At 44.1% G+C, this 26,737-nt stretch carries 29 protein-coding genes; 26 read left to right on the forward strand and 3 right to left on the reverse strand.

Going from position 1 to position 26,737, the window contains the following annotated elements; all coding sequences use genetic code 11:
- Nucleotides 1-140: 140 nt before the first annotated feature.
- The 16 genes from ACZ49W_RS03195 (at nt 141) to smpB (ending at nt 12,241) form a co-directional block, all read left to right on the forward strand.
- Nucleotides 141-572 (forward strand): Rrf2 family transcriptional regulator, encoded by a 432-nt coding sequence (locus tag ACZ49W_RS03195; protein ID WP_464813891.1) that lies wholly within the window; start codon nt 141-143, stop codon nt 570-572.
- A gap of 73 nt (nt 573-645) precedes the next feature.
- Nucleotides 646-1,644 (forward strand): NADP-dependent oxidoreductase, encoded by a 999-nt coding sequence (locus ACZ49W_RS03200; protein WP_464813892.1) that lies wholly within the window; start codon nt 646-648, stop codon nt 1,642-1,644.
- A 17-nt stretch (nt 1,645-1,661) separates the two neighbouring features.
- Entirely contained in the window at nt 1,662-2,501 is an 840-nt protein-coding gene (locus ACZ49W_RS03205) for an alpha/beta fold hydrolase (protein WP_464813893.1), read from the forward strand.
- 96 nt (nt 2,502-2,597) lie between these two features.
- The gene (gene msrA, locus ACZ49W_RS03210) at nt 2,598-3,107 is read left to right on the forward strand and encodes a peptide-methionine (S)-S-oxide reductase MsrA (RefSeq protein ID WP_464813894.1); all 510 of its coding nucleotides are present in this window, start codon (nt 2,598-2,600) and stop codon (nt 3,105-3,107) included.
- A complete protein-coding gene (locus tag ACZ49W_RS03215; RefSeq protein ID WP_464813895.1) occupies nt 3,104-3,319 on the forward strand; it encodes a YozE family protein in 216 nt (71 codons plus the stop codon). Before msrA ends, ACZ49W_RS03215 begins: the two co-directional genes overlap by 4 nt.
- A 110-nt stretch (nt 3,320-3,429) precedes the next feature.
- Nucleotides 3,430-4,389 carry a PhoH family protein gene (locus ACZ49W_RS03220; protein WP_464813896.1) on the forward strand — a complete coding sequence of 320 codons (960 nt, stop codon included), beginning with the start codon at nt 3,430-3,432 and terminating at the stop codon, nt 4,387-4,389.
- Nucleotides 4,390-4,535: 146 nt separating this feature from the next.
- Nucleotides 4,536-5,651 (forward strand): vitamin B12 independent methionine synthase, encoded by a 1,116-nt coding sequence (locus ACZ49W_RS03225; RefSeq protein ID WP_464813897.1) that lies wholly within the window; start codon nt 4,536-4,538, stop codon nt 5,649-5,651.
- Nucleotides 5,652-5,773: 122 nt separating this feature from the next.
- On the forward strand, nt 5,774-6,271 hold the full coding sequence (gene ybeY, locus ACZ49W_RS03230; protein WP_464813898.1) for an rRNA maturation RNase YbeY: 498 nt from the start codon (nt 5,774-5,776) through the stop codon (nt 6,269-6,271).
- On the forward strand, nt 6,252-6,656 hold the full coding sequence (locus ACZ49W_RS03235; RefSeq protein ID WP_464813899.1) for a diacylglycerol kinase family protein: 405 nt from the start codon (nt 6,252-6,254) through the stop codon (nt 6,654-6,656). Before ybeY ends, ACZ49W_RS03235 begins: the two co-directional genes overlap by 20 nt.
- Nucleotides 6,657-6,686: 30 nt before the next feature.
- A complete protein-coding gene (gene era / locus ACZ49W_RS03240) occupies nt 6,687-7,586 on the forward strand; it encodes a GTPase Era (RefSeq protein ID WP_464813900.1) in 900 nt (299 codons plus the stop codon).
- Nucleotides 7,586-8,410 carry a DNA-formamidopyrimidine glycosylase gene (mutM, locus tag ACZ49W_RS03245; protein WP_464813901.1) on the forward strand — a complete coding sequence of 275 codons (825 nt, stop codon included), beginning with the start codon at nt 7,586-7,588 and terminating at the stop codon, nt 8,408-8,410. The genes era and mutM overlap by 1 nt, the downstream gene beginning before the upstream one ends.
- Nucleotides 8,410-9,003 (forward strand): dephospho-CoA kinase, encoded by a 594-nt coding sequence (gene coaE, locus ACZ49W_RS03250; protein WP_464813902.1) that lies wholly within the window; start codon nt 8,410-8,412, stop codon nt 9,001-9,003. The genes mutM and coaE overlap by 1 nt, the downstream gene beginning before the upstream one ends.
- A gap of 27 nt (nt 9,004-9,030) precedes the next feature.
- Nucleotides 9,031-9,177: a 50S ribosomal protein L33 gene (gene rpmG / locus ACZ49W_RS03255; protein ID WP_464813903.1), complete on the forward strand. Its 147-nt coding sequence runs from the start codon at nt 9,031-9,033 to the stop codon at nt 9,175-9,177.
- Nucleotides 9,178-9,223: 46 nt separating this feature from the next.
- Nucleotides 9,224-9,460 carry a preprotein translocase subunit SecG gene (gene secG / locus ACZ49W_RS03260; RefSeq protein WP_464813904.1) on the forward strand — a complete coding sequence of 79 codons (237 nt, stop codon included), beginning with the start codon at nt 9,224-9,226 and terminating at the stop codon, nt 9,458-9,460.
- Between the two features lie 89 nt (nt 9,461-9,549).
- A complete protein-coding gene (gene rnr / locus ACZ49W_RS03265) occupies nt 9,550-11,811 on the forward strand; it encodes a ribonuclease R (RefSeq protein ID WP_464813905.1) in 2,262 nt (753 codons plus the stop codon).
- A complete protein-coding gene (smpB, locus tag ACZ49W_RS03270; protein ID WP_464813906.1) occupies nt 11,774-12,241 on the forward strand; it encodes an SsrA-binding protein SmpB in 468 nt (155 codons plus the stop codon). Before rnr ends, smpB begins: the two co-directional genes overlap by 38 nt.
- A 63-nt stretch (nt 12,242-12,304) precedes the next feature.
- Here smpB and ACZ49W_RS03275 read toward each other — a convergent pair whose 3' ends face one another.
- Complete coding sequence (locus tag ACZ49W_RS03275; protein ID WP_464813907.1) at nt 12,305-13,384, reverse strand: M24 family metallopeptidase; 1,080 nt, start codon at nt 13,382-13,384, stop codon at nt 12,305-12,307.
- A gap of 256 nt (nt 13,385-13,640) precedes the next feature.
- Between ACZ49W_RS03275 and ccpA the strand changes: the two genes are divergently transcribed.
- The 7 genes from ccpA (at nt 13,641) to ACZ49W_RS03310 (ending at nt 21,931) form a co-directional block, all read left to right on the forward strand.
- Nucleotides 13,641-14,645 (forward strand): catabolite control protein A, encoded by a 1,005-nt coding sequence (ccpA, locus tag ACZ49W_RS03280; RefSeq protein ID WP_464813908.1) that lies wholly within the window; start codon nt 13,641-13,643, stop codon nt 14,643-14,645.
- A gap of 123 nt (nt 14,646-14,768) precedes the next feature.
- Nucleotides 14,769-15,782 (forward strand): LTA glycolipid anchor biosynthesis glycosyltransferase, IagA/BgsA family, encoded by a 1,014-nt coding sequence (locus ACZ49W_RS03285; RefSeq protein WP_464813909.1) that lies wholly within the window; start codon nt 14,769-14,771, stop codon nt 15,780-15,782.
- A gap of 8 nt (nt 15,783-15,790) precedes the next feature.
- Nucleotides 15,791-16,297 (forward strand): YutD family protein, encoded by a 507-nt coding sequence (locus tag ACZ49W_RS03290; protein WP_464813910.1) that lies wholly within the window; start codon nt 15,791-15,793, stop codon nt 16,295-16,297.
- Nucleotides 16,294-16,773 (forward strand): VanZ family protein, encoded by a 480-nt coding sequence (locus tag ACZ49W_RS03295; RefSeq protein WP_464813911.1) that lies wholly within the window; start codon nt 16,294-16,296, stop codon nt 16,771-16,773. The genes ACZ49W_RS03290 and ACZ49W_RS03295 overlap by 4 nt, the downstream gene beginning before the upstream one ends.
- A gap of 138 nt (nt 16,774-16,911) precedes the next feature.
- Nucleotides 16,912-18,648, forward strand: coding sequence for an ABC transporter ATP-binding protein (locus tag ACZ49W_RS03300; protein WP_464813912.1), 1,737 nt, complete (start codon nt 16,912-16,914; stop codon nt 18,646-18,648).
- Nucleotides 18,648-20,387 (forward strand): ABC transporter ATP-binding protein, encoded by a 1,740-nt coding sequence (locus ACZ49W_RS03305; RefSeq protein ID WP_464813913.1) that lies wholly within the window; start codon nt 18,648-18,650, stop codon nt 20,385-20,387. Before ACZ49W_RS03300 ends, ACZ49W_RS03305 begins: the two co-directional genes overlap by 1 nt.
- Nucleotides 20,388-20,578: 191 nt before the next feature.
- Nucleotides 20,579-21,931 (forward strand): DUF1266 domain-containing protein, encoded by a 1,353-nt coding sequence (locus ACZ49W_RS03310; RefSeq protein WP_464813914.1) that lies wholly within the window; start codon nt 20,579-20,581, stop codon nt 21,929-21,931.
- Nucleotides 21,932-21,971: 40 nt separating this feature from the next.
- Here the strand turns inward: ACZ49W_RS03310 and ACZ49W_RS03315 are convergent, their stop codons facing one another.
- Nucleotides 21,972-23,012, reverse strand: coding sequence for a branched-chain amino acid aminotransferase (locus ACZ49W_RS03315; RefSeq protein ID WP_464813915.1), 1,041 nt, complete (start codon nt 23,010-23,012; stop codon nt 21,972-21,974).
- A 15-nt stretch (nt 23,013-23,027) separates the two neighbouring features.
- Entirely contained in the window at nt 23,028-24,146 is a 1,119-nt protein-coding gene (locus ACZ49W_RS03320; protein ID WP_464813916.1) for a PTS sugar transporter subunit IIC, read from the reverse strand.
- Nucleotides 24,147-24,581: 435 nt separating this feature from the next.
- On the opposite strand from ACZ49W_RS03320, the gene ACZ49W_RS03325 reads away from it, so the two are divergent.
- Genes ACZ49W_RS03325 through ACZ49W_RS03335 form a run of 3 tightly spaced genes read left to right on the forward strand, consistent with a single transcriptional unit; the run spans nt 24,582 to nt 26,727 of the window.
- The gene (locus ACZ49W_RS03325) at nt 24,582-25,223 is read left to right on the forward strand and encodes an amino acid ABC transporter permease (RefSeq protein ID WP_464813917.1); all 642 of its coding nucleotides are present in this window, start codon (nt 24,582-24,584) and stop codon (nt 25,221-25,223) included.
- A gap of 14 nt (nt 25,224-25,237) precedes the next feature.
- Nucleotides 25,238-25,867 carry an amino acid ABC transporter ATP-binding protein gene (locus tag ACZ49W_RS03330; RefSeq protein ID WP_464813918.1) on the forward strand — a complete coding sequence of 210 codons (630 nt, stop codon included), beginning with the start codon at nt 25,238-25,240 and terminating at the stop codon, nt 25,865-25,867.
- 8 nt (nt 25,868-25,875) lie between these two features.
- Nucleotides 25,876-26,727 carry an amino acid ABC transporter substrate-binding protein gene (locus tag ACZ49W_RS03335; RefSeq protein WP_464813919.1) on the forward strand — a complete coding sequence of 284 codons (852 nt, stop codon included), beginning with the start codon at nt 25,876-25,878 and terminating at the stop codon, nt 26,725-26,727.
- Nucleotides 26,728-26,737 lie beyond the last annotated feature (10 nt).

Raw genomic sequence — 26,737 nt, forward strand, 5'->3', positions numbered from 1 at the left:
AGCCCATCAAAAGACAAGCAGATTTGAGTATCGCTTGTCTTTTTTGGCTAGTGTGAAAGATTTTTAAATTAAACCCTTGTCAAGGGAATCATTTTGTGGTAAACTTGTTGTTGAAGTTGATACAAGAACAGGAGAGAGATATGGATACAAAATTCTCTGTTGCACTGCATATTTTGACAATGATTAGTGAGAGCAAAGAAGTCTTGAGTTCGCAAGATTTGGCTCAAAGTGTTGGAACCAATGCTAGCTATATTCGAAAAATCATTGCCCTTTTGAAAAAAGCAAATCTCATCACCTCCCATCAAGGGAAATCGGGTTATCAGTTGGTTAAATCACCTCAGGATATTTTCTTATTGGATATTTATTTTGCGACACAAGAAGTGGATCACATCAAACTGTTCCAGATTCACCAAAATGCCAATCAAGAATGTCCGGTCGGTCAGCATATTGAAACTGCTATGATCCCTATTTTTTCAAGTGTAGAACAAGAATTAGAGGATAAATTGCGTCAGCAAAGCTTGGACAATGTGATTAGAAATCTGTACCAATCTGCGGAGAAAAATCGGACATAAGATCAGATTTTTTAAGCCTAAACTTATACTTGAAACAGATACAAAAACAAATAAACAATAGAAAAGAGACATCATGAAAGTAGCCCAACACATCAAATATGACAAACACAATATCGCCTTAGCCTTAAAAGAGGTGGACCAACCCAATATCAAGCCCCATCAAGTTCTCGTTAAAGTGACCGCAGCAGGAGTCAATCCCTTAGATAATATGATTTCTAGAGGAGAAGTCAAGATGATTGTGCCTTACAAGATCCCTCAGACAGCCGGCAATGAGCTAGTCGGTCGCATAGAGAAGGTCGGAGCTGAGGTGAGCAACTTTGCGGTGGGGGAACGGGTCTTTGCTCGCCTACCACTTGAGAGTATCGGAGCTTTTGCTGAGTATGTAGCGGTTGACGCTCAAGCCCTAGCAAAAGTGCCAGAGAATTTGAGCGATGTTGAAGCGGCGGCAATCCCTTTGACAGCCCTAACCATTATGCAGGCTTTAGATTTGATGCAGGTTCGGGCTGGTCAGACGATTTTTATCTCTGGCGGTACCGGTGGTGTCGGTGCTATGGCTATTCCGATTGCTAAGGCAAAGGGGTTGACAGTTATCACCAACGGAAGTGGGGAAAATGCTGAGCGTGTTATCGCTCTGGGGGCAGACCGTTTTATTGATTTTAAAAAGGAAGATTATACAACATTACTGAGCGAGATTGATTTTGTTCTAGATACACTAGGAGGGGCAGAAACGCAGAAGCAAATGACCATTATGAAAAAAGGTGGCCATCTGGTTTCTCTGCGTGGGATGCCAAATGGGGATTTCGCAAGACGTATGAAACTGCCTAAATGGAAACAGATTCTTTTGGGATTAGCTGGTCGTAAGTGGGATAAAATGGCTGAAAAATATGGGGTGCATTACCATTTTATCTTTGTCAAAAGTGATGGCAAACAGCTACAAGAAGCCGCTAATCTTCTTAGCCAAGCGCAAGTTAAACCCTCTATTGATACCGTCTATCCATTTGAAGAGATTAACCTTGCCCTTGACAAGGTGGCTAATGGTCGCTCACGTGGAAAAACGGTTATCCGTTTCTAATCAATAAGGAGTAAGCAATGTCCTATCTAGCTACTAAAAATCAATATCTCACAGTTTCTGGAGATAAAATTGCCTACCGTGAACTGAGTAAAGGGAAGTCAAAACTTCCCTTAATCATGCTGACGCATTTAGCAGCCACCTTAGATCATTGGGATCCTAGATTGCTTGATTTATTAGCTGAAAGCGTGCATGTTATCGTGTTAGACCTTTCAGGTGTCGGAGCCAGTCAAGGTCAAGTGGCAACGACTATTTCAGGAATGGCTAAGCAGGCGACTAGGATCATCCAGTCTATGGGATACGAAAGGATCAACCTTCTTGGGCTATCAATGGGTGGCATGATTGCCCAAGAAATCGTGAGGATGAACCCTCTTTTGGTGAATCGTCTTATCTTAGTCGGAACAGCTCCTCGTGGTGGTATTGAAGTGGAGAAGGTGCCACAAAGAACTTTTCGCTACATGCTAAAAGCCAGTGTGGAAAGAGAAGATTCCAAGCGTTATATTTTTTATACCCATGATGAAAGAGGGAGAAGAGAGGCAAAGAAGGTTCTAGGACGAATGGAAGGGCGATCTGCGACTCATACTGATAAGGCCATGAGTCTTATCGGATTTTTAAGGCAGTTAATAGCGATTAAGCGTTGGGGAAAAGAACCCCAAGAAGATATGGGATATATTACTCAGCCAACCTTGATTGTCAATGGAGAAGAGGATAGGCAGGTCCCAACAGAGAACTCTTATCTTTTGCATGAGAAGATAAAAAATAGTCAGCTCATCCTCTATCCTCATGCAGGTCATGGTTCTATTTTCCAATTGGCTGATTCTTTTTCTAAGACTTTACTAGCTTTTTTGGAAGAAGAGTAAAAGAAGGTTATCGCATTTTTCAAAAAAATAAGCAAACGACTAGATAGAGTGCTAATTTTATGGTATAATAGACCAATGAAAGGTAAGGTGACCCTTATGGAACGTGCGATATTTGCAGGAGGTTGTTTCTGGTGTATGGTGCAACCTTTTGAAGAAATGGAAGGAGTTCTCTCGGTACGCAGTGGCTATACGGGAGGCCATGTGGAAAATCCCACTTATGAACAAGTGTGTTCAAAGACAACAGGCCATACAGAGGCTGTGGAGATTATCTTTGATCCTGAGAAGATTTCCTATGAAGACTTAGTAGAACTCTACTGGCAGCAGACTGATCCAACGGATGCTTTTGGTCAATTTCAAGACCGTGGCGATAGCTACCGTCCAGTGATCTTTTATTTTGATGAGACACAAAAAGCGACGGCTGAAGCGTCAAAAGCAAGGTTAGCAGCGTCTGCTCGTTTTAGCGACCCAATTGTCACCACGATTGAGCCAGCCAGTACTTTTTATGAGGCTGAGGAGTATCATCAAGACTTTTACAAAAAAGATCCCTTTCGGTACATGCTTTCAAGCAAGCTCCGTCATGATTTCTTAGAGAGAACGTGGAAATGAAACAGTCTTTTTACCATTGGCTCATGACCAAGCGGCATAGCCAAGAGGATCTTATCGCAGCTGATTTGGCTGAGGCAGTCTTTTTGGACATTCATTTTCCAAAACAGAGTGAGGATTTTGATGAGGTCAGCACTTATCTAGAAGAGGCAGCTGATTTTTCCTTTAACTTGCTGGAGTTTGACCGTCTATGGGAAGAGTATATGGAACACTAAACCTCCATTTCTTGATTAGCACTAGCGTTTTCGTTAGTGTTTTTGTCGTTTTTCGTCCTGTTCTAGAAATGAACGTGATATAATAAAGAGAGAAGAAAAGGAGAACAAATTTGCAAGATACCAAACGAGATATTCAACTCAGCCATCCAGAAGACCTCCTGGCCCTTTTTGGGAGCAATGAGCGCCACTTGCATCTCTTGGAACAATCGCTAGGTGTGACCATTCATGCGAGAACTGAGAGGGTGCAGGTGATTGGAGATGAAGTTGCGGTCGAAGAGACTAGACAAGTCATTGAAGCCCTCTTGGTCTTGGTGAAGCGAGGGATGCTTATCAATACCGCAGACATGGTGACCGCCATCTCGATGGTCAGAGATGGTAAGATTGATCAGTTTGTCGCCCTCTATGAGGAAGAGATTGTCAAGGACTTTTCTGGAAAACCCATCAGAGTCAAGACTTTGGGGCAAAAGGTTTATGTGGATAGTATTAAAAAACATGACATTGTCTTTGGGATTGGTCCAGCAGGGACAGGAAAGACTTTTTTGGCGGTCACTTTGGCGGTCATGGCCTTAAAACGTGGTCAGGTCAAACGCATCATTCTCACGCGTCCTGCCGTGGAGGCGGGGGAAAATCTGGGTTTTCTCCCTGGAGATTTGAAGGAAAAGGTGGATCCTTATTTGCGTCCTGTTTATGATGCCCTTTACCGTATTTTAGGAAAAGAGCAGACCACTAGACTGATGGAGCGTGAGATTATTGAGATTGCCCCTCTTGCCTATATGCGGGGTCGGACCCTAGATGATGCCTTTGTTATCTTGGATGAGGCGCAAAATACCACCATCATGCAGATGAAGATGTTTTTGACCCGTCTGGGTTTTCAGTCTAAGATGATTGTCAATGGGGATACTAGTCAAATTGACTTGCCCAAAAAGGTTAAGTCAGGCTTAGTAGATGCTATGGACAAATTAGAGGGCATTAGAGAAATTGACTTTGTTCATTTCTCCGCTAAAGATGTGGTGCGTCACCCTGTGGTGGCAGAAATTATCAAGGCTTATGAAGACCATGACGAAGATTAAGGAATACCGCTAAGGATTGAAGGTGGGCTATTGGCTCATCTTTTCTTATCGATAAAAACTATATCTTTATATATTTATTCTATATTTTACAACTATAAGCCTTGGTGTTAAAATAGGGGTAAGCTTTAGGACAAGGAGGAAGAATTATGGGAAAACAGCATCATTTTCATCATGTGGGGTCTTATTTGCGACCACAAGTTTTAAAAGCAGCTAGACAGCAAGTTGAAAAAGGCGAGATTTCGCAGGAAGAATTGCTACATTTGCAGGATGACTTGGTCAAAGACTTAGTGGCTAAAGAGGTTGAAGTCGGTTTACCCCTAGTGTCTGACGGGGAGTTTGGTCGGTCTTGGTGGCATTTGGACTTTTTATGGCACTTGGAAGGGTTTGAGTCTTATGAACAGGAGGACTCTTACCATTTCCATGGCGCTAAAACGAGAAAAACTAATGTGCGCCTAACTGGCAAGGTAAGAGAAAATAAGAACCATCCCTTCTATCGGGATTTTGCCTATTTAAAATCGATTACACCTGAAGGTGTAGTGCCAAAGGTGACCATTCCTAGCCCAAGTTTGATTGTGGGGCGAGACCACCGGAGTGATTTAGCTTTGGATTTTTATGACACTTGGCAAGATTTTCTTGACGATTTGGCTCAGGCCTATCATGATACCATCCAGCATTTTTATGACTTGGGGGCTCGGTTTGTGCAGCTGGACGATACGACTTGGGCTTATCTTTTACACCAATTGATTCAAGAAGCAGACAACCCTGAGCGTTTGGCTGAGCTCAAACAATTGGCAGAAGATGATGTCTATGTTATTAACAAGGCGCTTTCTCATTTACCGGAAGACTTGCTACTAGCCACCCATATTTGTCGTGGAAATTTCAAATCCACTTACTTGTTTGAGGGAGCCTATGATGGCATTGCTGATTATTTGGGACGACTTCCTTATCAGGTTTACTATTTGGAATACGATGATGCACGCAGCGGTGGTTTTGAGCCCTTGGCTAAGATTTGGAACCAGCGACCAGATGTAACCCTTGTGCTTGGTTTGATCACGTCTAAACACCCAGATTTGGAAGACCAAGATAAAGTGATTGAGCGCATTGATGAAGCCAGTTCTTATGTTCCTTTAGAAAACCTAGCTCTATCGACCCAGTGTGGGTTTGCCTCAACCGAGGAGGGTAACGTCTTGAGCGAAGAGGACCAATGGCAAAAATTGCTACTCATTCGAGACATCAGCCAAAGGGTTTGGGAAAATGAATAAGACATGAAGAGGTGACCTTTTTCACTTCTTTTTCTAAGTCTTACAGTTCTAAAATCAGTTCCATCCTAGAGAAAAGAGCAAACTTATGGTAAAATAAGAATATCAAATGAAGTAGGTGATCTATGTATATCGAAATGGTCGATGAAACCAAGCAAGTTTCAGACGCAATCAAGGAGCAAACTCAAGCGATTTTACAATTTGCGGCAGAAAAGCTAGGCAAAGAAAACAAGGAGATGGCAGTAACGTTTGTGACCAATGAACGTAGCCACGAGCTTAATCTCCTCTACCGTGATACAGATCGTCCCACGGATGTGATTAGCTTAGAGTACAAGCCAGAAGTAGACATCGTTTTTGATGAAGCAGACCTCATGGCAGATACGGATTTGGCAGAGATGATGGCAGAGTTTGATAGCTATATCGGTGAGTTGTTTATCTCAATCGATAAGGCAAAAGAGCAGGCAGAAAGCTATGGGCATAGTTTTGAGCGAGAAATGGGCTTTTTAGCCGTGCATGGTTTTTTACATATCAATGGCTATGACCACTACACCCCTGAAGAAGAAAAAGAGATGTTTGGTTTACAGGAAGAGATATTGACTGCCTATGGACTCACACGACAATAACCCACAAAAAAAGTGGAAAAATAGAGAGTTAATTGCCAGTATGGAGTTTGCTATTACTGGTATTGTGACTGCCTTTAAGGAAGAGCGAAATATGAAAAAGCATGCCCTGTCGGCTATTTTAGCTTTGGCGGCAGGTTGGTTTTTCAAGATTTCTGCTGTAGAATGGCTCTTTTTGCTTTTGAGCATTACCTTGGTCATTGCTTTTGAGATTGTCAACTCTGCTATCGAAAATGTGGTGGATTTGGCGAGTGACTATCATTTTTCTATGTTGGCTAAATATGCCAAAGACATGGCAGCAGGTGCGGTCTTAGTGGTTTCGATTTATGCCTTGCTAACAGGCTGTATCATTTTTTTACCCAAATTATGGCAATTATTGGTGCGTTAGGAAAAAGATATTAAGGAGAATAGAAAATAAATGACATTTAAATCTGGATTTGTAGCGATTTTGGGACGACCAAATGTGGGGAAATCAACCTTTTTGAACTATGTGATGGGACAAAAAATCGCCATCATGAGTGACAAGGCTCAAACCACACGCAATAAAATCATGGGAATCTATACCACAGACAATGAGCAGATTGTCTTTATTGATACCCCAGGTATCCATAAGCCAAAGACAGCGCTTGGGGATTTCATGGTGGATTCGGCTTACAGTACCCTAAGAGAGGTAGATATGGTGCTGTTCATGGTGCCAGCTGATGAAACAAGGGGCAAGGGAGATGACATGATTATCGAGCGCCTCAAACAGGCAAAGGTTCCTGTTATCCTTGTCATCAACAAGATTGACAAGGTGCACCCTGATCAACTGCTTGAGAAAATTGAGGACTATAAGGAGCAGATGGATTTTGCAGAGATTGTCCCAATATCAGCGACACAAGGCAACAACGTGACCCGTTTGCTTGAGATTTTGACCGAAAATCTGGAAGAAGGGCACCAATACTTCCCAGCCGATCAGATCACGGATCACCCTGAGCGTTTTTTGGTCTCTGAGATGATTCGTGAGAAGGTCTTGCATCTGACCCAGCAAGAGGTGCCGCATTCTGTAGCAGTAGTCATTGACTCCATGAAACGTGATCAAGAATCAGATAAGATTCATATCCAAGCCACCATCATGGTTGAACGTGCTAGCCAAAAAGGGATTATCATCGGAAAAGGCGGAGCCATGCTGAAGAAAATCGGCAGTCTCGCCAGACGTGATATTGAACTCATGCTAGGAGATAAGGTCTATTTAGAAACTTGGGTCAAAGTCAAGAAAAACTGGCGGGATAAAAAGTTAGACTTGGCGGACTTTGGTTACAACAAGAAGGAATATTGATGCCAGAATTACCAGAAGTCGAAAGCGTGAGAACAAGCCTAGAGCAGCTCGTCCTAGGTAAGACCATTGCAAATGTCAGCGTCTTTTATCCACGGATGATGAGACCACACGCAGATGAGTTTGCCTCAGCCCTTTTGGGGCAACACGTGAGCGCTCTTCGTCGTAGGGGCAAGTACCTAATTCTTGAGCTGAGCGGTGGTTTGATTGTGTCTCACTTGCGCATGTCGGGGAAGTATTTTTACCATGAAGGGGAAGTGCCTCTAGATAAGCATGCCAGAGTGCAGTTTGATTTTTCAGATGGCAGTCACTTGGTTTATCAAGATGTGCGTAAGTTTGGCACCATGGACTATCTCAACAAAGACGAGGAAGCCGCTTATTTCAAGTCCAAAAAACTAGGACCAGAGCCTGTACAGGAAGCCTTTTTCTACCAGCCTTTTATAGAAGGATTAAAGCGTTCGAGTCGGGCCATCAAACCTTATTTACTGGACCAAAAAGCCGTAGCAGGTCTTGGCAACATTTATGTTGATGAGGTGCTGTATCAGTCTCGTATCCATCCAGAAAGACCGGCTCAGTCTCTTTCACAAAAGGAAGCAAAGGCCTTGCACCAAGCAATTATCACTGTTTTAGCGTTAGCTATTGAAAAGGGCGGGTCAACGATTAGGACTTATGAAAATCTAGGTCAAAAAGGAAGCATGCAGGATTACCTTCAAGTCTATGGCCGTGAGGGTCAGCCTTGCAGGCGCTGTGGTCATCCTATTGAGAAGTTTAAATTAGGCGGTAGAGGGACCCATATCTGCCCGCAGTGTCAGAAAGGGAGAAGCTGATGGGAACATTGATTGGATTAACCGGCGGTATTGCTTCTGGAAAGTCAACTGTTAGCCAATGGTTAAAAGAAAAAAGCTACTGTGTCATTGACGCAGATGCTTGGGTTCATGCCAAACAAAAAAAGGGTGGGCCGCTTTATGAAGCGTTGGTGGCTGAATTTGGAAGCGGTATCTTGGACAAATCCGGTGAGTTGGATAGAAAAGCCCTATCACAGTTGCTTTTTTCAACACCGTCTTTGCTTGAGCGCTCAGCTGATCTGCAAGACGCCATTATCAGACAGGGCTTAAAAGAAGAAGCTCTCCAAGCACTTGAGAAAGAGCGGGTGGTCTTTATGGATATTCCCCTCTTGTTTGAAAAAAACTACCAGTCTTGGTTTGATGAGATTTGGCTGGTTTATGTGGATGAAGAGACACAAATCCAACGTCTGATGGACCGAAACAAATACAGCAGAAAAGAAGCCCTGCTTCGTTTGTCTCATCAGTTGCCCTTGCGGGATAAGAGGGCTTGGAGTCAGGTGGTTATTGACAATCAAGGGACACTCGTTGAGACCAAACAAGCCCTTGATGAGGCGCTTAGGCACTTGCCGCAGTAAGCATTAGAAAAGGAGAGAGGATGAGGGGTGCGCATTAAGATTAATCTGGCCTGTCAGTCATGTGGACAGGTCAACTACCTAACCAGTAAGAACAAAGCACAGCATCCAGAAAAGATTGAAGCCTTAAAATATTGCCCGAAAGAACGAAAAGTAACGCTTCATCTTGAAAGATAAAGAAAAATATGGTAAAATAGAAAAGACCATATCGGAGGAAAACAGCATGTATAATTTATTACTGACAATTTTGTTGGTATTATCAGCCATTTTAGTGATTGCTATTTTTATGCAACCCCAGAAAAATCCAAGTAGTAACGTATTTGACAGTAGCGGTTCTGAGGCGCTTTTTGAACGCACCAAGGCGCGTGGTTTTGAAGCTTTCATGCAACGTTTTACGGGGATCTTAGTCTTTTTCTGGTTAGCAGTAGCTTTAGCTTTAGCTATTTTATCAAGTCATTAAAAATGAGCTTAGCTTGGTCTAGCTCATTTTTTCAGTTTATGGGAGAACATCTCCCAAGATTTTAACCAAATCAAGAAAGAAAGAGAAATATGAAAACACAGATTACAACCTATTTAGAAGAGGCTGGGAAAACAAGCGTGGATCAGCTGGCCAGTCATTTGCAGATGACAGGCTCTAAGCGTTTTCCTAGTCTGATTAAAACCCTATCCCAGATGGAGAGCCAAGGTCTCTTGCGCTTTCATCCAGATGGCAACTTGTCCCTAAGACCTAAAAAAGAAGAAAAAGGCATGCGGTTAAAAGGTGTCTTTCATGCCAACAAGGCAGGCTTTGGCTTTGTTACGATTGATGAGGCTGAAGAGGACCTTTTTGTCGGGCGTGATAGCGTGGGGCATGCCATAGACGGTGATACCGTTGAGGTGGAAATCATCAAGGTGGCCAATCGCCTCAAGGGGATGGGGGCAGAAGCCAAGGTAGTAGGCATTGTCGAGCATAGCCTCAAGACCAGTGTCGGTAAGTTCATCCTAGATGAGCAAAAACCCAAGTATATCGGCTATATGTTGAGCAAAAATCCTAAAATTAAACAGCGGATTTATATCAAAAAAGAGCCTGTGGTTCTTGATGGGACGGAAGTGATTAAGGTCGCTATTGACAAGTACCCGAGCCGTCATCATGACTATTTTGTCGGCCATGTGCTGGATATTATCGGTCATGAGAATGATACTGGTATCGATGTACTAGAAGTGCTAGAGTCCATGGACATTGTCTCAGAATTTCCAGAAGAGGTCTTAAAAGAAGCCGAGCAAGTGCCAGATGAGCCGAGCGAAGAGGATTTGATGGGGCGTGTTGATTTACGTTCTGAAATCACCTTTACCATTGACGGAGCAGATGCCAAGGATTTGGACGATGCGGTCCATGTCAAAAAGTTGCCAAATGGCAATATTGAGTTGGGGGTGCATATTGCAGATGTGTCCTACTATGTTAGAGAAGGCTCGGCGCTGGATAAGGAGGCGGTTCGACGTGGGACTTCGGTCTATGTGACGGACCGTGTGGTTCCAATGTTGCCAGAACGTTTGTCCAATGGGATTTGTTCCCTCAATCCACGGGTCAACCGCTTGACCCAATCGGCTATTATGGAGATCAATCCTAGAGGTCAGGTGGTGGCTTATCAGATTACACAATCCGTCATCAAGACCAAGCATCGCATGACCTATCATGATGTCAACCAGATTTTGGCAGGAGATCAAGAACTCACAAAGACCTACCAAGACATCGTTCCTAGTATCACGCTTATGGCTGAACTCCACCAGACTTTAGAAAACATGCGCAGAAAACGTGGGGCGCTGGATTTTGATACGGCAGAAGCCAAGATTTTGGTGGATGATAAGGGTGTTCCTGTTGACATCGTGGTCAGAGAACGTGGTGTTGCCGAGCGCATGATTGAGTCCTTTATGTTGGCTGCCAATGAATGTGTGGCAGAGCATTTTTCAAAGCAAGAGCTACCTTTTATCTATCGAGTCCACGAGGAGCCAAAGGCGGAGAAATTGCAACAATTCTTAGACTATGCCAGTGTCTTTGGCATTGCAGCGCGTGGTACTGCTAACAAGATGAGCCAGTCTGCCCTGCAAGAGGTCATGGAAAAGATGAAAGGCAAGCAAGGCAGCGAAGCTATGGCCATGATGTTATTGCGCTCCATGCAACAGGCTAGATATTCTGAACACAATCACGGTCATTATGGTCTAGCAGCTCCCTTTTACACGCATTTTACCAGTCCAATCAGGCGCTACCCTGACCTTTTAGTGCACCGTTTGATTAGGGATTATCAGATGAAAACGCCAGAGATGATTGCGCATTTTGAAGAACGAATCCCAGCTCTTGCAACCTCTTCTTCTCAGCTAGAGCGTAGGGCTATTGATGCCGAGCGCATGGTTGAAGGCATGAAAAAAGCTGAGTATCTGGAAAAATACGTGGGTCAAGAGTTTGACGCTATTGTGAGTACGGTGGTCAAATTTGGTCTGTTTGTGGCCTTGCCAAATACGGTTGAGGGCTTGATTCATGTGACCAACTTCCCAGAATTTTACGTCTATAATGAACGAACCCTAACCCTACAAGGCGAACGATCAGGCAAGGTCTTTAGAGCAGGGCAACCCATTCGCATCAAGGTCATGAGAGCTGATAAGGAAACAGGCGAAATCGATTTTGCCTATGTGCCAAGTGACTTTGATGTCGTGGAAAAAAAGACAACATCCCAAAAGCAAAAACCAAGACGCAAACCGCAGGATAAAAAGGGACCACGAGGAAAGAAAGGAGACGAACATGCCAAAAGGCGAAGGAAATCTCATCGCGCAAAATAAAAAAGTCAGACATGACTACACCATTGTTGATACTGTTGAAGCCGGTCTAGTGCTGACAGGAACAGAGATTAAGAGTGTGCGTGCAGCGAGGATGGCACTAAAAGATGGCTATGCCCAGATTAAAAACGGGGAAGCTTGGTTGGTCAATGTCCATATCACCCCTTATGAACAAGGCAATATCTGGAATCAAGATCCAACCAGAACACGAAAGCTCCTGCTCAAGAAAAAAGAAATCGCAAAACTTACGCAGGAATTAAAGGGAACAGGTATGACCCTTGTGCCCTTGAAGGTCTATCTTAAAAATGGTTTTGCCAAGGTTTTGATCGGTCTTGCTAAGGGAAAACACGACTATGACAAACGCGATAGTATCAAGCAAAGAGAGCAAAAACGTGATATCGCAAGGCAGATGAAGGCTTTTAACACCAGATAAAAAAACGAGACGGAAAAATCATTCCATCTCGTTTTTTTATAGTCGTTTCGTTTGCTTTTAGCTTTAGTAATAAAGCAATTCCTTGCTGGTTTTGGTGAAAGGTTGAAAACCTTCCTTGGTTACATAGCCGCAGTCTTCGATACGCACCCCCACTTTTCCTGGGATGTAGATACCTGGTTCAATCGAGAAGCACATGCCTTCTTCAATAACCAGATCATTGCCAGCTGCGATGGATGGAAATTCATGGACTTCCATTCCAAGACCATGTCCCAAGCGGTGGTTGAAGTAGTTGCCGTAGCCTGCTTTTTCGATGACGTGACGAGCAGCCTGATCGACCTCAGCAGCCGTAACACCCGGTTTCACAAAGTCTTGGGCAGTGAGTTGGGCTTCCAGACAGATGGCGTAGATGTCTTTTTTGAAAGCATCGGGACGACCGACAGCAACGGTTCTGGTCATATCACTAGTGTAGCCGAGGGTTTCCACACCAAGGTCAAAGAGGAGAAGGGCGTTATTTTCAATCCTATTCATACCCGGAATACCGTGAGGATTAGCGGCATTATCACCTGTTAGGACCATGGTTTCAAAACTCATCTTGTCCACGCCTTGTTTTTTCATCTCGTATTCAATCTTAGCGATGATATCAAGTTCGGTCGCTTCTAGAGAGATAGCATCAAAGCCCACTTGGACTGCCTTATCGGCAAAATCTCCTGCAACTAGCATTTTCTTGATTTCGTCCTCAGACTTGATGAGTTTCATGTGGTTGATAGTTGGGGTCAAATCCTTGAAATCCCCTGAAAAGACAGTTTTTAGCCCATTAAACTTGGTGAGGTTGAGGTTGTCAAACTCAGCATAGATAGGTCCTGTTCCCTTTACAGGAAGGATAGCCTTGATTTTCTCCCAAGGATTTTCAGAATCCAGATAACCAATGACTGGGAAAGAAAGGATCTGACTGGCTCTGACTTGATCAAGTTGAGGGAGAAACAAAATAGGATCCTTGTCAGAAAAGACAAAGAGGAACTGTTGGCGCTCGTGAGGGTCACCGTAGTAGCCGGTTAGATAGTTGATGGTGGTTGGGCTAGAAATAATGGCCACTTCAGCCCCTTTTTCTTGTAAGAATGTTTGAATCGTAGATAATTTACTCATAAGCATACCTTCTTTCTGTCTTCTATTTTTTCAAAAAAGTGAGCAAAAAGCAAGTCTTAGCTCAAGAAAGGAAGATTTTCTTTTCTTGTGGTGAAAATGTTCGTTAAAGAGAAGAATTTTTGACAAATTTTGGGGCAACGTCCAAAAAGTTTGTGAAATATGCTTAAATTTCTTATTAAATTGTTTGAAAGTGTTTCCACAAAGTGGTATAATAGGAATAGGATGGAAAACTAGACAGAAAGGCTTGGTAATACAAATGAATCATGATGATACTATTACTATTTATGATGTGGCACGCGAGGCTGGTGTTTCTATGGCAACGGTCAGCCGTGTTGTAAATGGCAATAAAAATGTTAAAGAAAATACCAGACAGCGCGTTTTAGAGGTTATTGAGCGCCTAGATTATCGCCCAAATGCTGTGGCAAGGGGTCTTGCTAGCAAGAAAACGACGACGGTTGGTGTGGTGATTCCAACCTTGGCCAATTCATATTTTTCTGTTTTGGCAAAAGGAATTGATGACATCGCAGCCATGTATAAGTACAATATTGTTCTGGCTTCAAGTGATGAAGATGAGGACAAGGAAGTCGAAGTGGTCAACTCTCTTTTCTCAAAACAGGTGGATGGCATCATCTTTATGAGTTATCACTTGACGGACAAGATGCGCTCTGAGTTTTCTCGCTCACGCACGCCAGTGGTGCTAGCTGGAACAGTGGATTTGGAGCATCAGTTGCCAAATGTCAATATTGATTACAAACAAGCCGTGCATGATGCGGTTGCTGTCCTTGCAAAACGCCATAAAAAGATTGCTTTTGTCTCAGGACCACTCATCAATGACATCAATGGCAAGGTACGTCTAGCAGGCTACAAAGAAGGACTCAAGGACAGTAAGATTAATTACACCGAAGGTTTGGTCTTTGAGGTCAAATACACCTACGAAGATGGCTACAACCTCGCCAAACGCTTGGTCAAATCAGGAGCAACGGCAGCTTATGTGACAGAGGATGAGTTGGCAGCAGGTGTGCTCAACGGTCTTTTTGCAGAAGGGGTTTCTGTTCCAGAAGACTTTGAACTCATCACCAGCAACGACTCCCCAGTGGTCAACTACACCCGTCCAAACTTGAGCTCTATCAGCCAACCGATTTATGACCTTGGTGCGGTCAGCATGCGCATGCTCACCAAGATTATGAATAAAGAAGAGCTGGAAGAAAAAGAAATCATCCTCAATCATGGCATCAAAGAAAGAGGAACGACAGAAAAGTAAGCCTGAATAAGGGAATAAGACTGAAGGACAGTGATGAAAACTGACTTCAGTCTTTTTGTCTAGGAAAGAGTGGGAAAGCGGGTGAGAGTTTGTTTTTCAGCGAATTTACGGTATAATAGAGACATGAAAGTATTACTCTATTTGGAAGCAGAACATTACCTTAGAAAATCAGGGATAGGAAGGGCGATTAAGCACCAAGAAAAAGCGCTAAAAATGGTGCACCAAGCCTATACAACCGACCCTAAGGCTGAGTATGATTTGGTTCACATGAATACTTATGGGGTGAAGTCTTGGCTCTTAATGAACAAAGCCCAAAAAGAAGGAAAAAAGGTCATCATGCACGGTCACTCGACCGAGGAGGATTTCAGAAACTCTTTTATTGGGTCAAATTGGATTAGTCCTTTGTTTCGTTGGTATTTATGCCAATTTTACAAGAAAGCAGATGCCATCATCACACCGACCCCTTATTCTAAGCGGCTGATACAAGGTTATGGGATTGGTCGTCCCATTTATGTGGTGTCAAATGGAATTGATTTGGAGCGTTACCATTCGACAGCGCAAAAAGAAGCGGCTTTTCGAGATTATTTTGGGATCAAAGAAGGACAAGCCGTGGTCATGTGTGCGGGTCTTTATTTTAAGCGAAAAGGGATTGAAGATTTTATCGAAGTGGCAAAACGCATGCCAGAGGTACGGTTTATCTGGTTTGGTGAAACCAATAAATGGGTGATTCCGCCTTCTGTGAGGCGCCTCGTGACGAAAAATCATCCTGAAAATGTTACCTTTGCTGGCTATATCAAGGGGGATGTCTTTGAAGGCGCCATGAGTGCTGCGGATGCTTTCTTTTTCCCTAGTAAGGAAGAAACAGAAGGCATCGTGGTCCTAGAAGCCCTAGCGAGTAGGCAACACTTGCTGATTCGTGATATTCCGGTTTATGAGGGTTGGCTAGACAAGGATGCAGCTGAGTTTGCGACCTCTGTGGATGGTTTTGTCGAGCGCTTGCGAGCGATTTTGGCTGGAGAAAGTCACAAGACCGAGGCTGGCTATGAAGTGGCAAGGAAAAAACGGATTGAAGCGATTGGGCATGAGTTGGTTTCAGTCTATCACAAGGTCTTGCAAGCATCTAGAAATGATCAATAGGAGACAGGATGAAAAGAGAGATTGAACCAGAATTATACAATTATAACCGATTTCCAGGACCACAGTTTGAACAAAACCAAGACGTCATCACCGCAGACGATTTGACCTTTTATTTGCGAAAGGATTACAAAGACGCTTTTCATCCCGATCGCTTTGGTGAGCGTTTTAGCGAAATCTTGCTCAAGTATGACTATATCGTGGGCGACTGGGGGGCGGAGCAGCTGCGTCTGAGAGGTTTTTACAAGGACAAGAAGAAAAAACGCACTGGGCTACTTATTCATCAGCTCGAGGATTATCTGGCGGAGTATTGCCAGTTTGGTTGTGCTTATTTTGTTTTGGAAAATCCACAGCCAAAGGAAATTCGTTACCATGAGAAAAAAGAGGGGCACAAACGCCGCAAGAAAAAACATTCTGCTAAGCCATCTCGCATGCAGGATGTGATTGAAAATGACCATCAAGAAATTTTATATAAGGAAAAAACAGGGCATTTTGTCATTCGGGAGAAGAGAAAATGATTAGGCGCAGACGCTTTCAGTTGGCGCTTTTGGCTTGTATTTTAGGAGTGAGCTTGCTTTGCTTTTCCCCCCAGCCCCATCTGACGGATGTCCAGACGCCGGGCGTTTTTTATGTGGGGCGCGTGGCGTTTTTGCTCATTCCCTTTAATAGTCTTGTCCATTTGCCTGAGATTAAAACTTGGTTTGAGTTGGTGTGGATTGTCGGACAAAATCTAGCTAATTGCCTCTTGCTTTATCCCTTGATGCTGTGTGTCCTCGTCCTCTATCCTCAGTATCGGTCTTATCGTAAGGCTTTTCTTCTCGCGCTTGGCATTAGCTTTTTCATTGAGAGCATGCAGGTGGTTTTGGATATCTTGTTTGATGTCAATCGGGTATTTGAGATTGACGATTTGTGGACCAATAGTATCGGTGGGCTTTTGGCTTATGGAACGTATCAATTTTTGAAGAAAAACAGCAAAAAGGACTTGTTGGAATAGGACAAGTCCTGCGCTTTTGTACAGTCATTTCGTTTATCTTTTGTGACTTTGTTAACTTGTCTTTTTTAACTGTAGTTATACCTAGAGCAAGTTTCTTCGTTCTAAAAGCAAAGGGCAATGACGATAGAAAGGAATCTGATGTCGATTATTAAACGATTATGGTGGTTTTTCACCTTGGAAAAATGGCGGTATGGGATTGGGATTTTTTCCCTTGCCTTGGTAGCAGTGCTCAATCTCATCCCTCCCTTTGTCATGGGAAGGGTGATTGACCAGATTGCCAACCAGAGCTTGACCCGACAGGAGTTGCTGGTGCAGCTGCTTTATCTGCTGCTTTCGGCCTTTGCGATGTACGGTTTGCGTTACGTTTGGCGCATGTATATCATTGGGACCTCGTATCGTCTGGGGCAGATTATGCGAGAGCGTCTATTTGCGCATTTTTTGCGTTTATCGCCGAGCTTTTATGAAAAGCACCGGACAGGGGATTTGATGGCACATGCGACCAATGATATCAATGCACTGACACGTTTGGCAGGTCCAGGGGTTATGTCAGCGGTTGATGCCTCCATCACAGCCATGGTGACCCTTGTGACTATGTTTTTTCATATTTCTTGGCAGATGACGCTAGTTGCGATTCTCCCCTTGCCCTTAATGACGTTTGCGACCAATCGCTTGTCAAAGCAACTGCACTACCGTGTCAAAACAGCGAATGAGGCTTTCTCAGATCTGAACAATCAAGTGCAAGAAAGTGTGGCAGGGATCAAGGTTACCAAGTCTGTCGGAGAAGAGGATGCTCTCATTGCCGATTTTGTAGGCATCAACAACCAAGCCTTCTTGAAAAATATGGCAGTGATGCGCTATGATGTCCTCTTTAACCCTCTGGTCCTTTTATTTGTGGGGGCATCTTATCTTTTGTCCTTGTTGGTGGGCAGTCACTTGATTGGGCAAGGTCAGCTGAGTGTGGGAAATCTTGTGACCTTCATGACTTATCTGGATATGTTGGTCTGGCCCTTGATGGCCATGGGATTTTTGTTTAATCTCTTGCAACGCGGCAGTGTTTCTTATGACCGCTTGACCGAGCTGTTAGAGATTCAGCCAGAAATCACCTCCCCCAAAGGGGCTTTAAGGGCTAAAAATGGTCCAATCGAGATGGCGATTGACCGCTTTGCCTATGATGAGCAGACGGTTTTGGAAGATGTGTTTCTGACCTTAGAGGAAGGAAAGACCCTGGCCTTAGTCGGACCAAAAGGCAGTGGGAAGTCCACGTTGCTTCGGCTTTTGTTGCGAGAATATGACGTGACCCAAGGGGAAATTCGCCTGTCGCATCATTCGCTGTGTGACTATGATTTGGCGAGTCTGCGGCACTTGATGGGCTATGTCCCGCAAGAACAAGTCCTCTTTGCCGGCTCTCTTTTGGATAATATCCGCTTTGGTAAGCCAGATGCTTCTCTTGATGAGGTAAAAAGAGTCACGCATCTAGCCAGCTTTGACCAAGATGTGAACCATCTCCCAGATGGGTACGACACCCTCATCGGTGAAAAAGGGCTTGCCTTATCAGGCGGTCAGAAACAACGGCTCGCCCTTAGCCGTGCTTTATTACTCGAACCAGAGATTTTGTTATTGGATGATGCCCTTTCTGCTGTGGATGCAAAAACCGAGCATGCTATTATCACTCATCTAAGAGACATCAGAAAAGGCAAAACCACGATTATGGCTTCGCACCGCTTGAGTGCGATTAGGCATGCGGATATTATCGTCGTTTTAGAAGAAGGACATGTGCTAGAAAAAGGGACACATGACGAGCTCCTTGCACAAAATGGCTGGTATCACGCCGCCTACGAAGCCCAGCAGTTAAATAAGGAAGGAGAGGAAAGCTGATGAAAGAAAAAGAAAATAAGGTTCTGCGCCGCTTACTCACTTATCTCAAACCTTATGGCTGGCTAGCCTGCTTGGCTTTGACCTTGCTGCTGCTTTCAACAATGGTTCAAAGTGGTATTCCCTTGATTGCTTCTTATTTTATCGATCATTTTCTAAATGGTAAGGGGCAGATGATGGGCTGGATTTTAATAGGCTATTATAGCGCTTATCTACTTCAGACCTTTTTATCTTATTTTGGTAATCTCTATTTTGCCAAGGTATCTTTTAGCGTGGTACGCGATATTAGACGAGATGCTTTTACAAGTATGGCAAAAAAGAACATGCGGTATTTTGACCAAACACCGCAAGGCGAGATTATCTCTCGTTTGACCAATGATACCGAGACCATCAGCGAGATGTTCTCTGGTTTATTAGCGAGTTTATTTTCGGCTATTTTTATTTTTCTGGTCACTTTTTATACTATGGTGACTCTCAATAGCCGTTTGACAGGTCTGGTTTCTTTGTTTTTGCCCTTGATTTTTCTCTTGGTCTATGGCTATCGCAGACTCTCAACGCGAGTGGTTGAAAAAACGAGAAGCCTCTTAGCCGACATCAATAGCCGTCTGTCAGAAGGCATTATCGGCATGCGGATTATTCAGATTTTTGGGCAAGAAAAGCGTCTTGAAGCGGATTTTCAAGCTCTGAATCAAGAGCATGTGCGTTATGCTAATCGCTCTATGGCTCTGGATAGTCTCTTTTTAAGGCCAGCTATGTCTCTTTTAAAACTCCTTGCTTATGCTGTTTTGATGACTTACTTTGGCTTAACAGCACCTAGTCTTGCGTTGAGCACTGGTCTCATGTACGCCTTCATCCAGTATGTCAATCGTTTGTTTGACCCTTTGATTGAAGTGACACAAAATTTTTCCACCTTGCAAACCTCTATGGTTTCAGCCAAGCGGGTCTTTGATATGATGGATGAAGCAGATGCAACAATCAAGCAAACAGGTGCGTACACGAGCGTTGAAGAAGGCAAGATTACCTTTAAGGACGTTTCCTTTTCTTATGATGGCAAGCACCTGATTTTAGACAAGGTGTCTTTCGAGGTCAACCAAGGCGAAACCATTGCCTTTGTTGGTGCGACGGGTTCTGGAAAATCCTCGATTATCAATGTGCTCATGCGCTTTTATGAATTTTCGTCGGGTCAGGTTTTGATTGATGGCAAGGACATCCGAATGTACAGCGAGAAGGCTTTGAGACGGGCCATGGGCTTGATTTTGCAAGAACCCTTTCTCTATCACGGGACCATTGCCCAAAATATTAGCCTGCATCAAGACCTTTCGCTTGAGGAAATAAAAGTAGCAGCAGAGTTTGTCGATGCAGCTGATTTCATTGAAAAATTGCCCAAGGGTTATGAAGAGTCGATTGGAGAAAAAGGGGCTCGTTTGTCCAGCGGCGAGCGTCAGTTGATCACCTTTGCCAGAACCATTGCCAGAAAACCTAAGATTTTGATCTTAGATGAGGCAACAGCTAGCATTGACACCAAGACAGAAGAAGTGGTGCAGGCTTCTCTTAAAAAGATGCGGCAAAATCGCACAACCATTGCCGTTGCCCACCGCCTTTCTACCATTCAAGATGCTGACCGCATCTATGTTTTGGATAAGGGCAAAATCATCGAAAGTGGCAGTCACGAAGAATTGATTGCCCAAAAAGGCGCTTACTATCGTTTGTACGAGTTGCAACGTGAACAGTTAGAAGCCTAGAAAATCCCCGACCAGATAGCTATCCGGTCGGGATTTTCCTTATCTAAACCTCTCTAGGTCATCACATCAAAATCGTTCGGAAATTTCGCAAAATAACTTGCAAATAGGACGCTCATGTAGTAGTATAAGAGGTGACAAGAAAGAAAAAGGAAGGTATGGTCGGACGTCACGATGACCATACAAGAAAGCCTATGAAATCAAAATACGCCCTATTACGCAGCCCTTACAGTTATCAGCCCTATATCGCAAGCAGGATGAGCGAGCAGTTTATCGAAAAGGACTTACTAGACACCACCATCTCTGGCATGAACCGCATGATGCGTGGCTTGCTCCGTTATGGACTATCTGAAAATTATGGTATTTTTGATGAAGAAAGCCTATTAACAGAGCTTTCAGACTTAAAAAATGGCTACTACCATAGCATAGAGGACGTGGATGCAGCGATTGATTTTGTTTCAGATCAAGACATGCAAATTTTCTTACGTTCCTTGCAGCAGTTAAGTGCAGGAAAGGATCTTCAAGGCTTTGATGATTGTCGCATTATTGATATTTTAGTGAAGGCCCACTCCGGACGACTGATTAGCGAGGAAGAGTTTACCCAGATGTTTAACCAAGAGACACAACGTATTCAAAAGAGTTATGCGTCTTGGGAACAGTATCTAGCCTCATGTGCCTTGGGAAAATTACTGCAAAATGTCTCAGAAGCGCCAACCATCGTGACGGCAAATGATTTTTTAGCCAATATCTATGGCTTTTGCATCGCGCCTGTCAATGTGTATGCTTATGGTGATTTTTGGCCGCATTCGCTTCATGAGCTAACGGCTTTATTTGACCAATTCTTAGATGGAGAAACCCGCTCTTCTGTCAAGGAAGAGCAGGAGAACATGACATCTAGCGAGAACATTCCAGGATATCACTATCCATCTGCTGATTTGCTAGCCTTAATGGAAGCAGAAGCCTTTGATGTTAAAACCATTGATCTAGCTAAATACCGCTATTTATGCGATTTAGCAGAAGAGGTCTTTTGGAAACCACTCTCAGAAAACAATTTGGAGTGGCTGATTTCACAAACGGCAAACGAAGAACAATCTGATGTTCTCCTTCCAAAAGAATGCCTCGGCTTTGTATCCGCCCTTTCCTTTTGGAAACAATACCCCAAATTCAGCGCCCTCCACTCTAAAAATATCTTTGCCATGTTTGTTAAATTGCTCAAGGTGGGCATGCTATTTGGCGAAGACGGCGTTTATCTGGTCAAGCGCAATTTGTTTGGGAAAGTCAGCTTTACGGAGATTGCTTGGGAGGACGTTGAGTTTCACATCGATTTCAATTTAACCTACAATATCTGTCAAATTAAAGTCAATGGCAAAACCATGATGAACACCAATCCAGCCCTTGATGACATTCATTTGGATAAACACATCATTAAGTCACTAGAGCCATCCCAACGTCAAGCCATTGAAAAGGAATGGTCAGACAAAATGCTTGCCTTTCTTTTAGGCATACCAGAGCGTATTCAAGTCTTCATGGAAAAGAATGGACGATAATAAAAAGAGAAAATCACAGGATTTTCTCTTTTTCTGTATCTCAATCCACGGGATAAATCCAGCCCTCTGGCGCTTCCACATCGCCAAACTGAATACCGGTGAGTTCGTCATAGAGTCGTCTGGTGACTGGTCCGACTTCGGTTTCGCTATAAAAGACGTGAAACTTGTCCTTGTACTGAATCCCACCAATCGGAGAGATGACAGCAGCCGTGCCACAAGCTCCTGCCTCTGCAAAACGGTCCAGCTCTGCGATAGGCACCTCCCCTTCGATAGCTTCCATACCGAGGCGGTGTTTCGCTAGATAAAGGAGGGAGTATTTGGTGATAGACGGTAGAATAGAAGGACTAAGAGGGGTGACAAAGGTATTGTCCTTGGTAATCCCAAAGAAGTTAGCGGCGCCCACTTCTTCAATCTTAGTATGGGTAGCTGGATCAAGGTAGATAACGTCTGAAAATTCGCGTTCCTTGGCGAGCTTACCAGGCAGGTAGCTGGCAGCGTAGTTTCCGCCGACTTTTGCTGCTCCTGTTCCATAAGGGGCAGCGCGGTCATAATGTTCAGAAACGAGGAAGTTAGTTGGGGTCAATCCTCCTTTGAAGTAGTTACCAACTGGCATGGCAAAAACGACAAAGAGGTATTCTTCAGCCGGTTTAACACCGATGATGTCTCCAACTCCAATCAACAAAGGACGTAGATAAAGGGTAGCCCCTGTCCCGTAAGGTGGGACGTAATCGCTGTTAGCCCTAACAACGGACTTGACCGCATGAAGGAAGAGGTCTGTCGGAACAGCTGGCATGAGAAGGCGTTCTGCTGAACGTTGCAAGCGAGCTGCATTTTGATCTGGGCGAAAGAGTTGGATATGCCCATCCTTGGTTCGGTAAGCCTTGAGTCCTTCAAAGGCCTGTTGACCATAGTGCAGACAAGGCGAGCATTCGCCGATATCAAGGGTTGACTCTTCACTCAAGCCACCCGTCTGCCAAGCTCCGTCCTTGTAACGAGCGATATAGCGATAAGGCAATTTACGATAAGCAAATCCAAGGTTATTCCAATCTAATTGAACAGTCATGTGAGATCTCCTTTTCATGTAACAAAGACTGCACTAAGCAGTGAAGCGAAAGACGTCAGATTTATAAAGTTTTAACACGCTGACATAGACAAAGCGCGTGAGACAAGCCACCACAAGTGGAAGGGCAATCCAAGCCACAAGAGCTAAGAGGGGCGACAAACCACCTGTGATAGAAGCAAAGAGTCCAGTCAGTCCCACTAAGCCAAAACCGGCACTAGCTGGTGTTCCTGTGATGTGAAAGAGTGGCACCAAGAGGGAACAAAGGGCAGCAGTGGTGACGATATTGATATAAACAATTGGGTGTCTAAAGACATTTGGCATCATCATCTTCATCGAACCAAGGGCGAGTGCCAAAGTGACACCTGGTTTATTGACACTAAAGGAGTGAACGACGAGCACCATGGTGGTTGCAGCCACTCCCATGGCAGAAGCCCCAGCTGCTAGACCATTAAGACCAATGGCAAGCCCGATAGCCACTGTTGAAATCGGTGAGACAATCAAAATGGCAAAGGAAATGCAGATGAGTAGGCTCATGACATAGGGTTGCAGGTCGGTAAAGTGCTGGATCATCACCCCAATTTCCGTCGTAATGGACTTGGTATAAGGCAGGATCAAGAGTCCAACGGCAGCCACCAAAGCTCCCATGATGGGAAGCAAGATGATGCTCAGTGATCCTAAGCGATCTCCTAAGAGAAGTAGGACAGCTACTGAGAGACTTGCTACCAACATGGCGTTGATGATGTCGCCTGTCCCAGCTGTAACATAGCTGGTGGACAGTGTTGTAGCTGCTTTTAAGATGTCGGGACTACTATTTGCTGCCTTTAGCTGGGTCAAAAGGTTGCTAGCCACCAAAGATTTTGCCGTGACGCCAGATCCGACGGCCGTTGCAGCAGCTACAAATCCTAGCTTGATCCCCTTAAAGCCAAACTCTGTTGCAATCAAGGCTCCCATAAGAGCAGGAACCAAGGATTGAAAGAGGACATTTGCGGACTGCCAAGTGGCAATGAAGGGAAGATGACTCAAAAAAGGAGCAGTGAGGATCACAGATAAAATGGCATTTGGCAAGAGCCCCACCAAAACAGCAATCGCCGTTCCATTTAGAACCCGACTGCAGAACGTCCCTAATGTGAGTGATGCAGGTTTTTTTGTCATGAAAACACCCTTTCTATGGTCGCATAGCCTTGTGCCATAAGAGCAAAGACTGCGCAGGAAATAAATTTGGTATCTGGTAAAACAAAAAACTCGCCCCACCCTTTATTCGAGGGTAGATGGCGAGTTTTCTAAACGAAGGTAAAGAAAAAAGCGTCATGATCTACTCTCGATATGAACGGATGTTACGATGAGCAAAATAATGACAGCTAAAACCACATTCATCATGAGAGCAGCTCCTTTCTTAATCTTGTGTGTTATCAAATACTTGCTCCTAGTGTAACACAGCTTTGTCGATATGGCAATACTTTTTTGAAAAAAAAGATATTTTTTTCTTTTTGAAATCTTACGCTTTGCGTCAAAATCTATCTTTTTTTCCTGAAAATGCGTGAAATATGGTACAATGAAAGGGATTAATCTTTCATAAAGGAGGAAAGTATGACCTACTTACTCGATATTTTACCCAATCTTTTAAAAGGAGCCTGGGTGACTTTGGAGGTCTTTGCTTGGGTCTTGGTCTTGTCCATTCCCTTGGGAGCAGCCTTGGCGTTTCTGATGCGCCTGCCGTTTAAGCCTCTCAAATGGTTTTTGACGCTTTATATCTGGGTGATGAGGGGGACACCTTTATTGCTCCAGTTGATTTTTATTTACTATATCTTGCCCAATGTCGGAATCGTCTTGGAGCGTTTTCCAGCTGCTATTGTCGCTTTTACGCTCAATTATGCGGCTTATTTTGCTGAGATTTTCCGTGGGGGAATTGAGACCATTCCAAAAGGGCAGTACGAAGCAGCCAAGGTGCTCAACTTTACCCCGTTTCAGACCATTCGCTATATCATTTTACCTCAGGTGGTAAAGATTGTCCTGCCTAGTGTCTTTAACGAAATCATGACCTTGGTCAAGGATTCGTCCTTGGTTTACACTTTGGGAATTGGGGATTTGCTTCTAGCCAGTCGCACGGCTGCTAATCGTGATGCTAGTCTTCTTCCCATGTTTATTGCAGGCGGGTTTTACCTTTTGATGATTGGAGGCTTGACCCTCTTATCCAAACAGGTGGAAAAACGTTTTTCAAATTACAGGTAAGGAGGTGAAAAGAGATGTTAGAAATCAGGCATTTATCCAAACGCTTTTTTGACAAGCAAATTTTTGAGGATTTTCATCTAAACATTCAAGAAGGAAAGACCCTAGCTATTGTCGGGCAGTCTGGTGGGGGAAAGACCACTCTGCTTAGGATGCTAGCTGGTCTTGAGAGCATTGATTCGGGGCAGATTTTCTATAAGGGCAAGGAAGTGGGACTGGACTATCTGGCAAAAGAGCAGCTCCTTGGCTTTGTTTTTCAAGACTTTCAGCTCTTTCCACACTTGAGTGTCTTAGAGAATTTAACGCTTTCTCCTATCAAAACAAAAAGCATGAAAGAGCAGGAGGCAAAGGAAAAAGCATTGCAGCTCCTTAGCCGTCTTGGCTTAGGAGAGCACAGTCATCTCTATCCTTATGCCCTGTCTGGTGGGCAAAAACAACGGGTTGCTCTAGCGCGTGCCATGATGATTGATCCAGAAATCATCGGCTATGATGAGCCGACCTCAGCGCTTGATCCAGAATTGCGCCAAGAAGTCGAAAAGCTTATCCTGCAAAACAAAGCCTCAGGCATGACCCAGCTGATCATCACCCACGACCTTGATTTTGCAGAACGTGTGGCAGATGAACTCATCGAAATCCAACCGAAATGAGGTGACCTATGAAAAAACTCGTCACCTGTTTTACACTTTGTTTGGTCTGTTTTATTTTAGCGGCTTGTGGCAAAAAAGAGCAAAGCCTGCCGAAAAGAAGCCATCTCAATCAAGATTTGTGGCAGACTTATGTCAAGGAAAAGCGCATCGTGATTGGATTTGACAATACCTTTGTTCCCATGGGATTTGAGGATGACAAGGGTAAGAATACAGGCTTTGATATTGACCTTGCCAATCGTGTCTTTGCCACTTATGGCATCACCGTGGACTGGCAGCCCATTAACTGGGATTTAAAGGAAACTGAGCTTGAGCAAGGCAAGATTGACCTCATCTGGAACGGCTATTCAGAAACACCAGAACGTGCCCAAAAGGTACGCTTTACCCTGCCTTATATGAAAAATGAGCAGGTCTTGGTCACCAAAAAATCCGCTGGGATTAAGACCCTAGCCGACATGACCGGAAAGACCCTAGGCGTGCAGAGTGGCTCATCTGGTTACGGTGATTTTCTCAGTCAGCCAAAGCGTCTAAAAGACAAGGTCAAGGACAAGGATGCCATCCAGTATGGCACCTTTACAGAAGGCTTGATCGATGTCAAATATGGTAGGATTGATGCCCTTTTGATGGATAAGGTCTATGCCGACTATTACCTCAATCAAGAAGGCGTCCTCTCACAATACCGCTTGCTGTCTAGCCCGTACGGTATGGAAAGTTTTGCTGTTGGGGCTAGAAAAACCGACCAGACCTTGGTCCAAAAGATTAACCAAGCCCTAAAAGAGCTCTACGCCAAGGGAGAGTTTCAAAGGATTTCTCAAAAATGGTTTGGTGAAGATGTGGCAACACCCCAAGTCAAGGGAGAGTAGCGCTTATCTC

The organism is Streptococcus sp. STR1/CE/0325, from assembly GCF_055386095.1.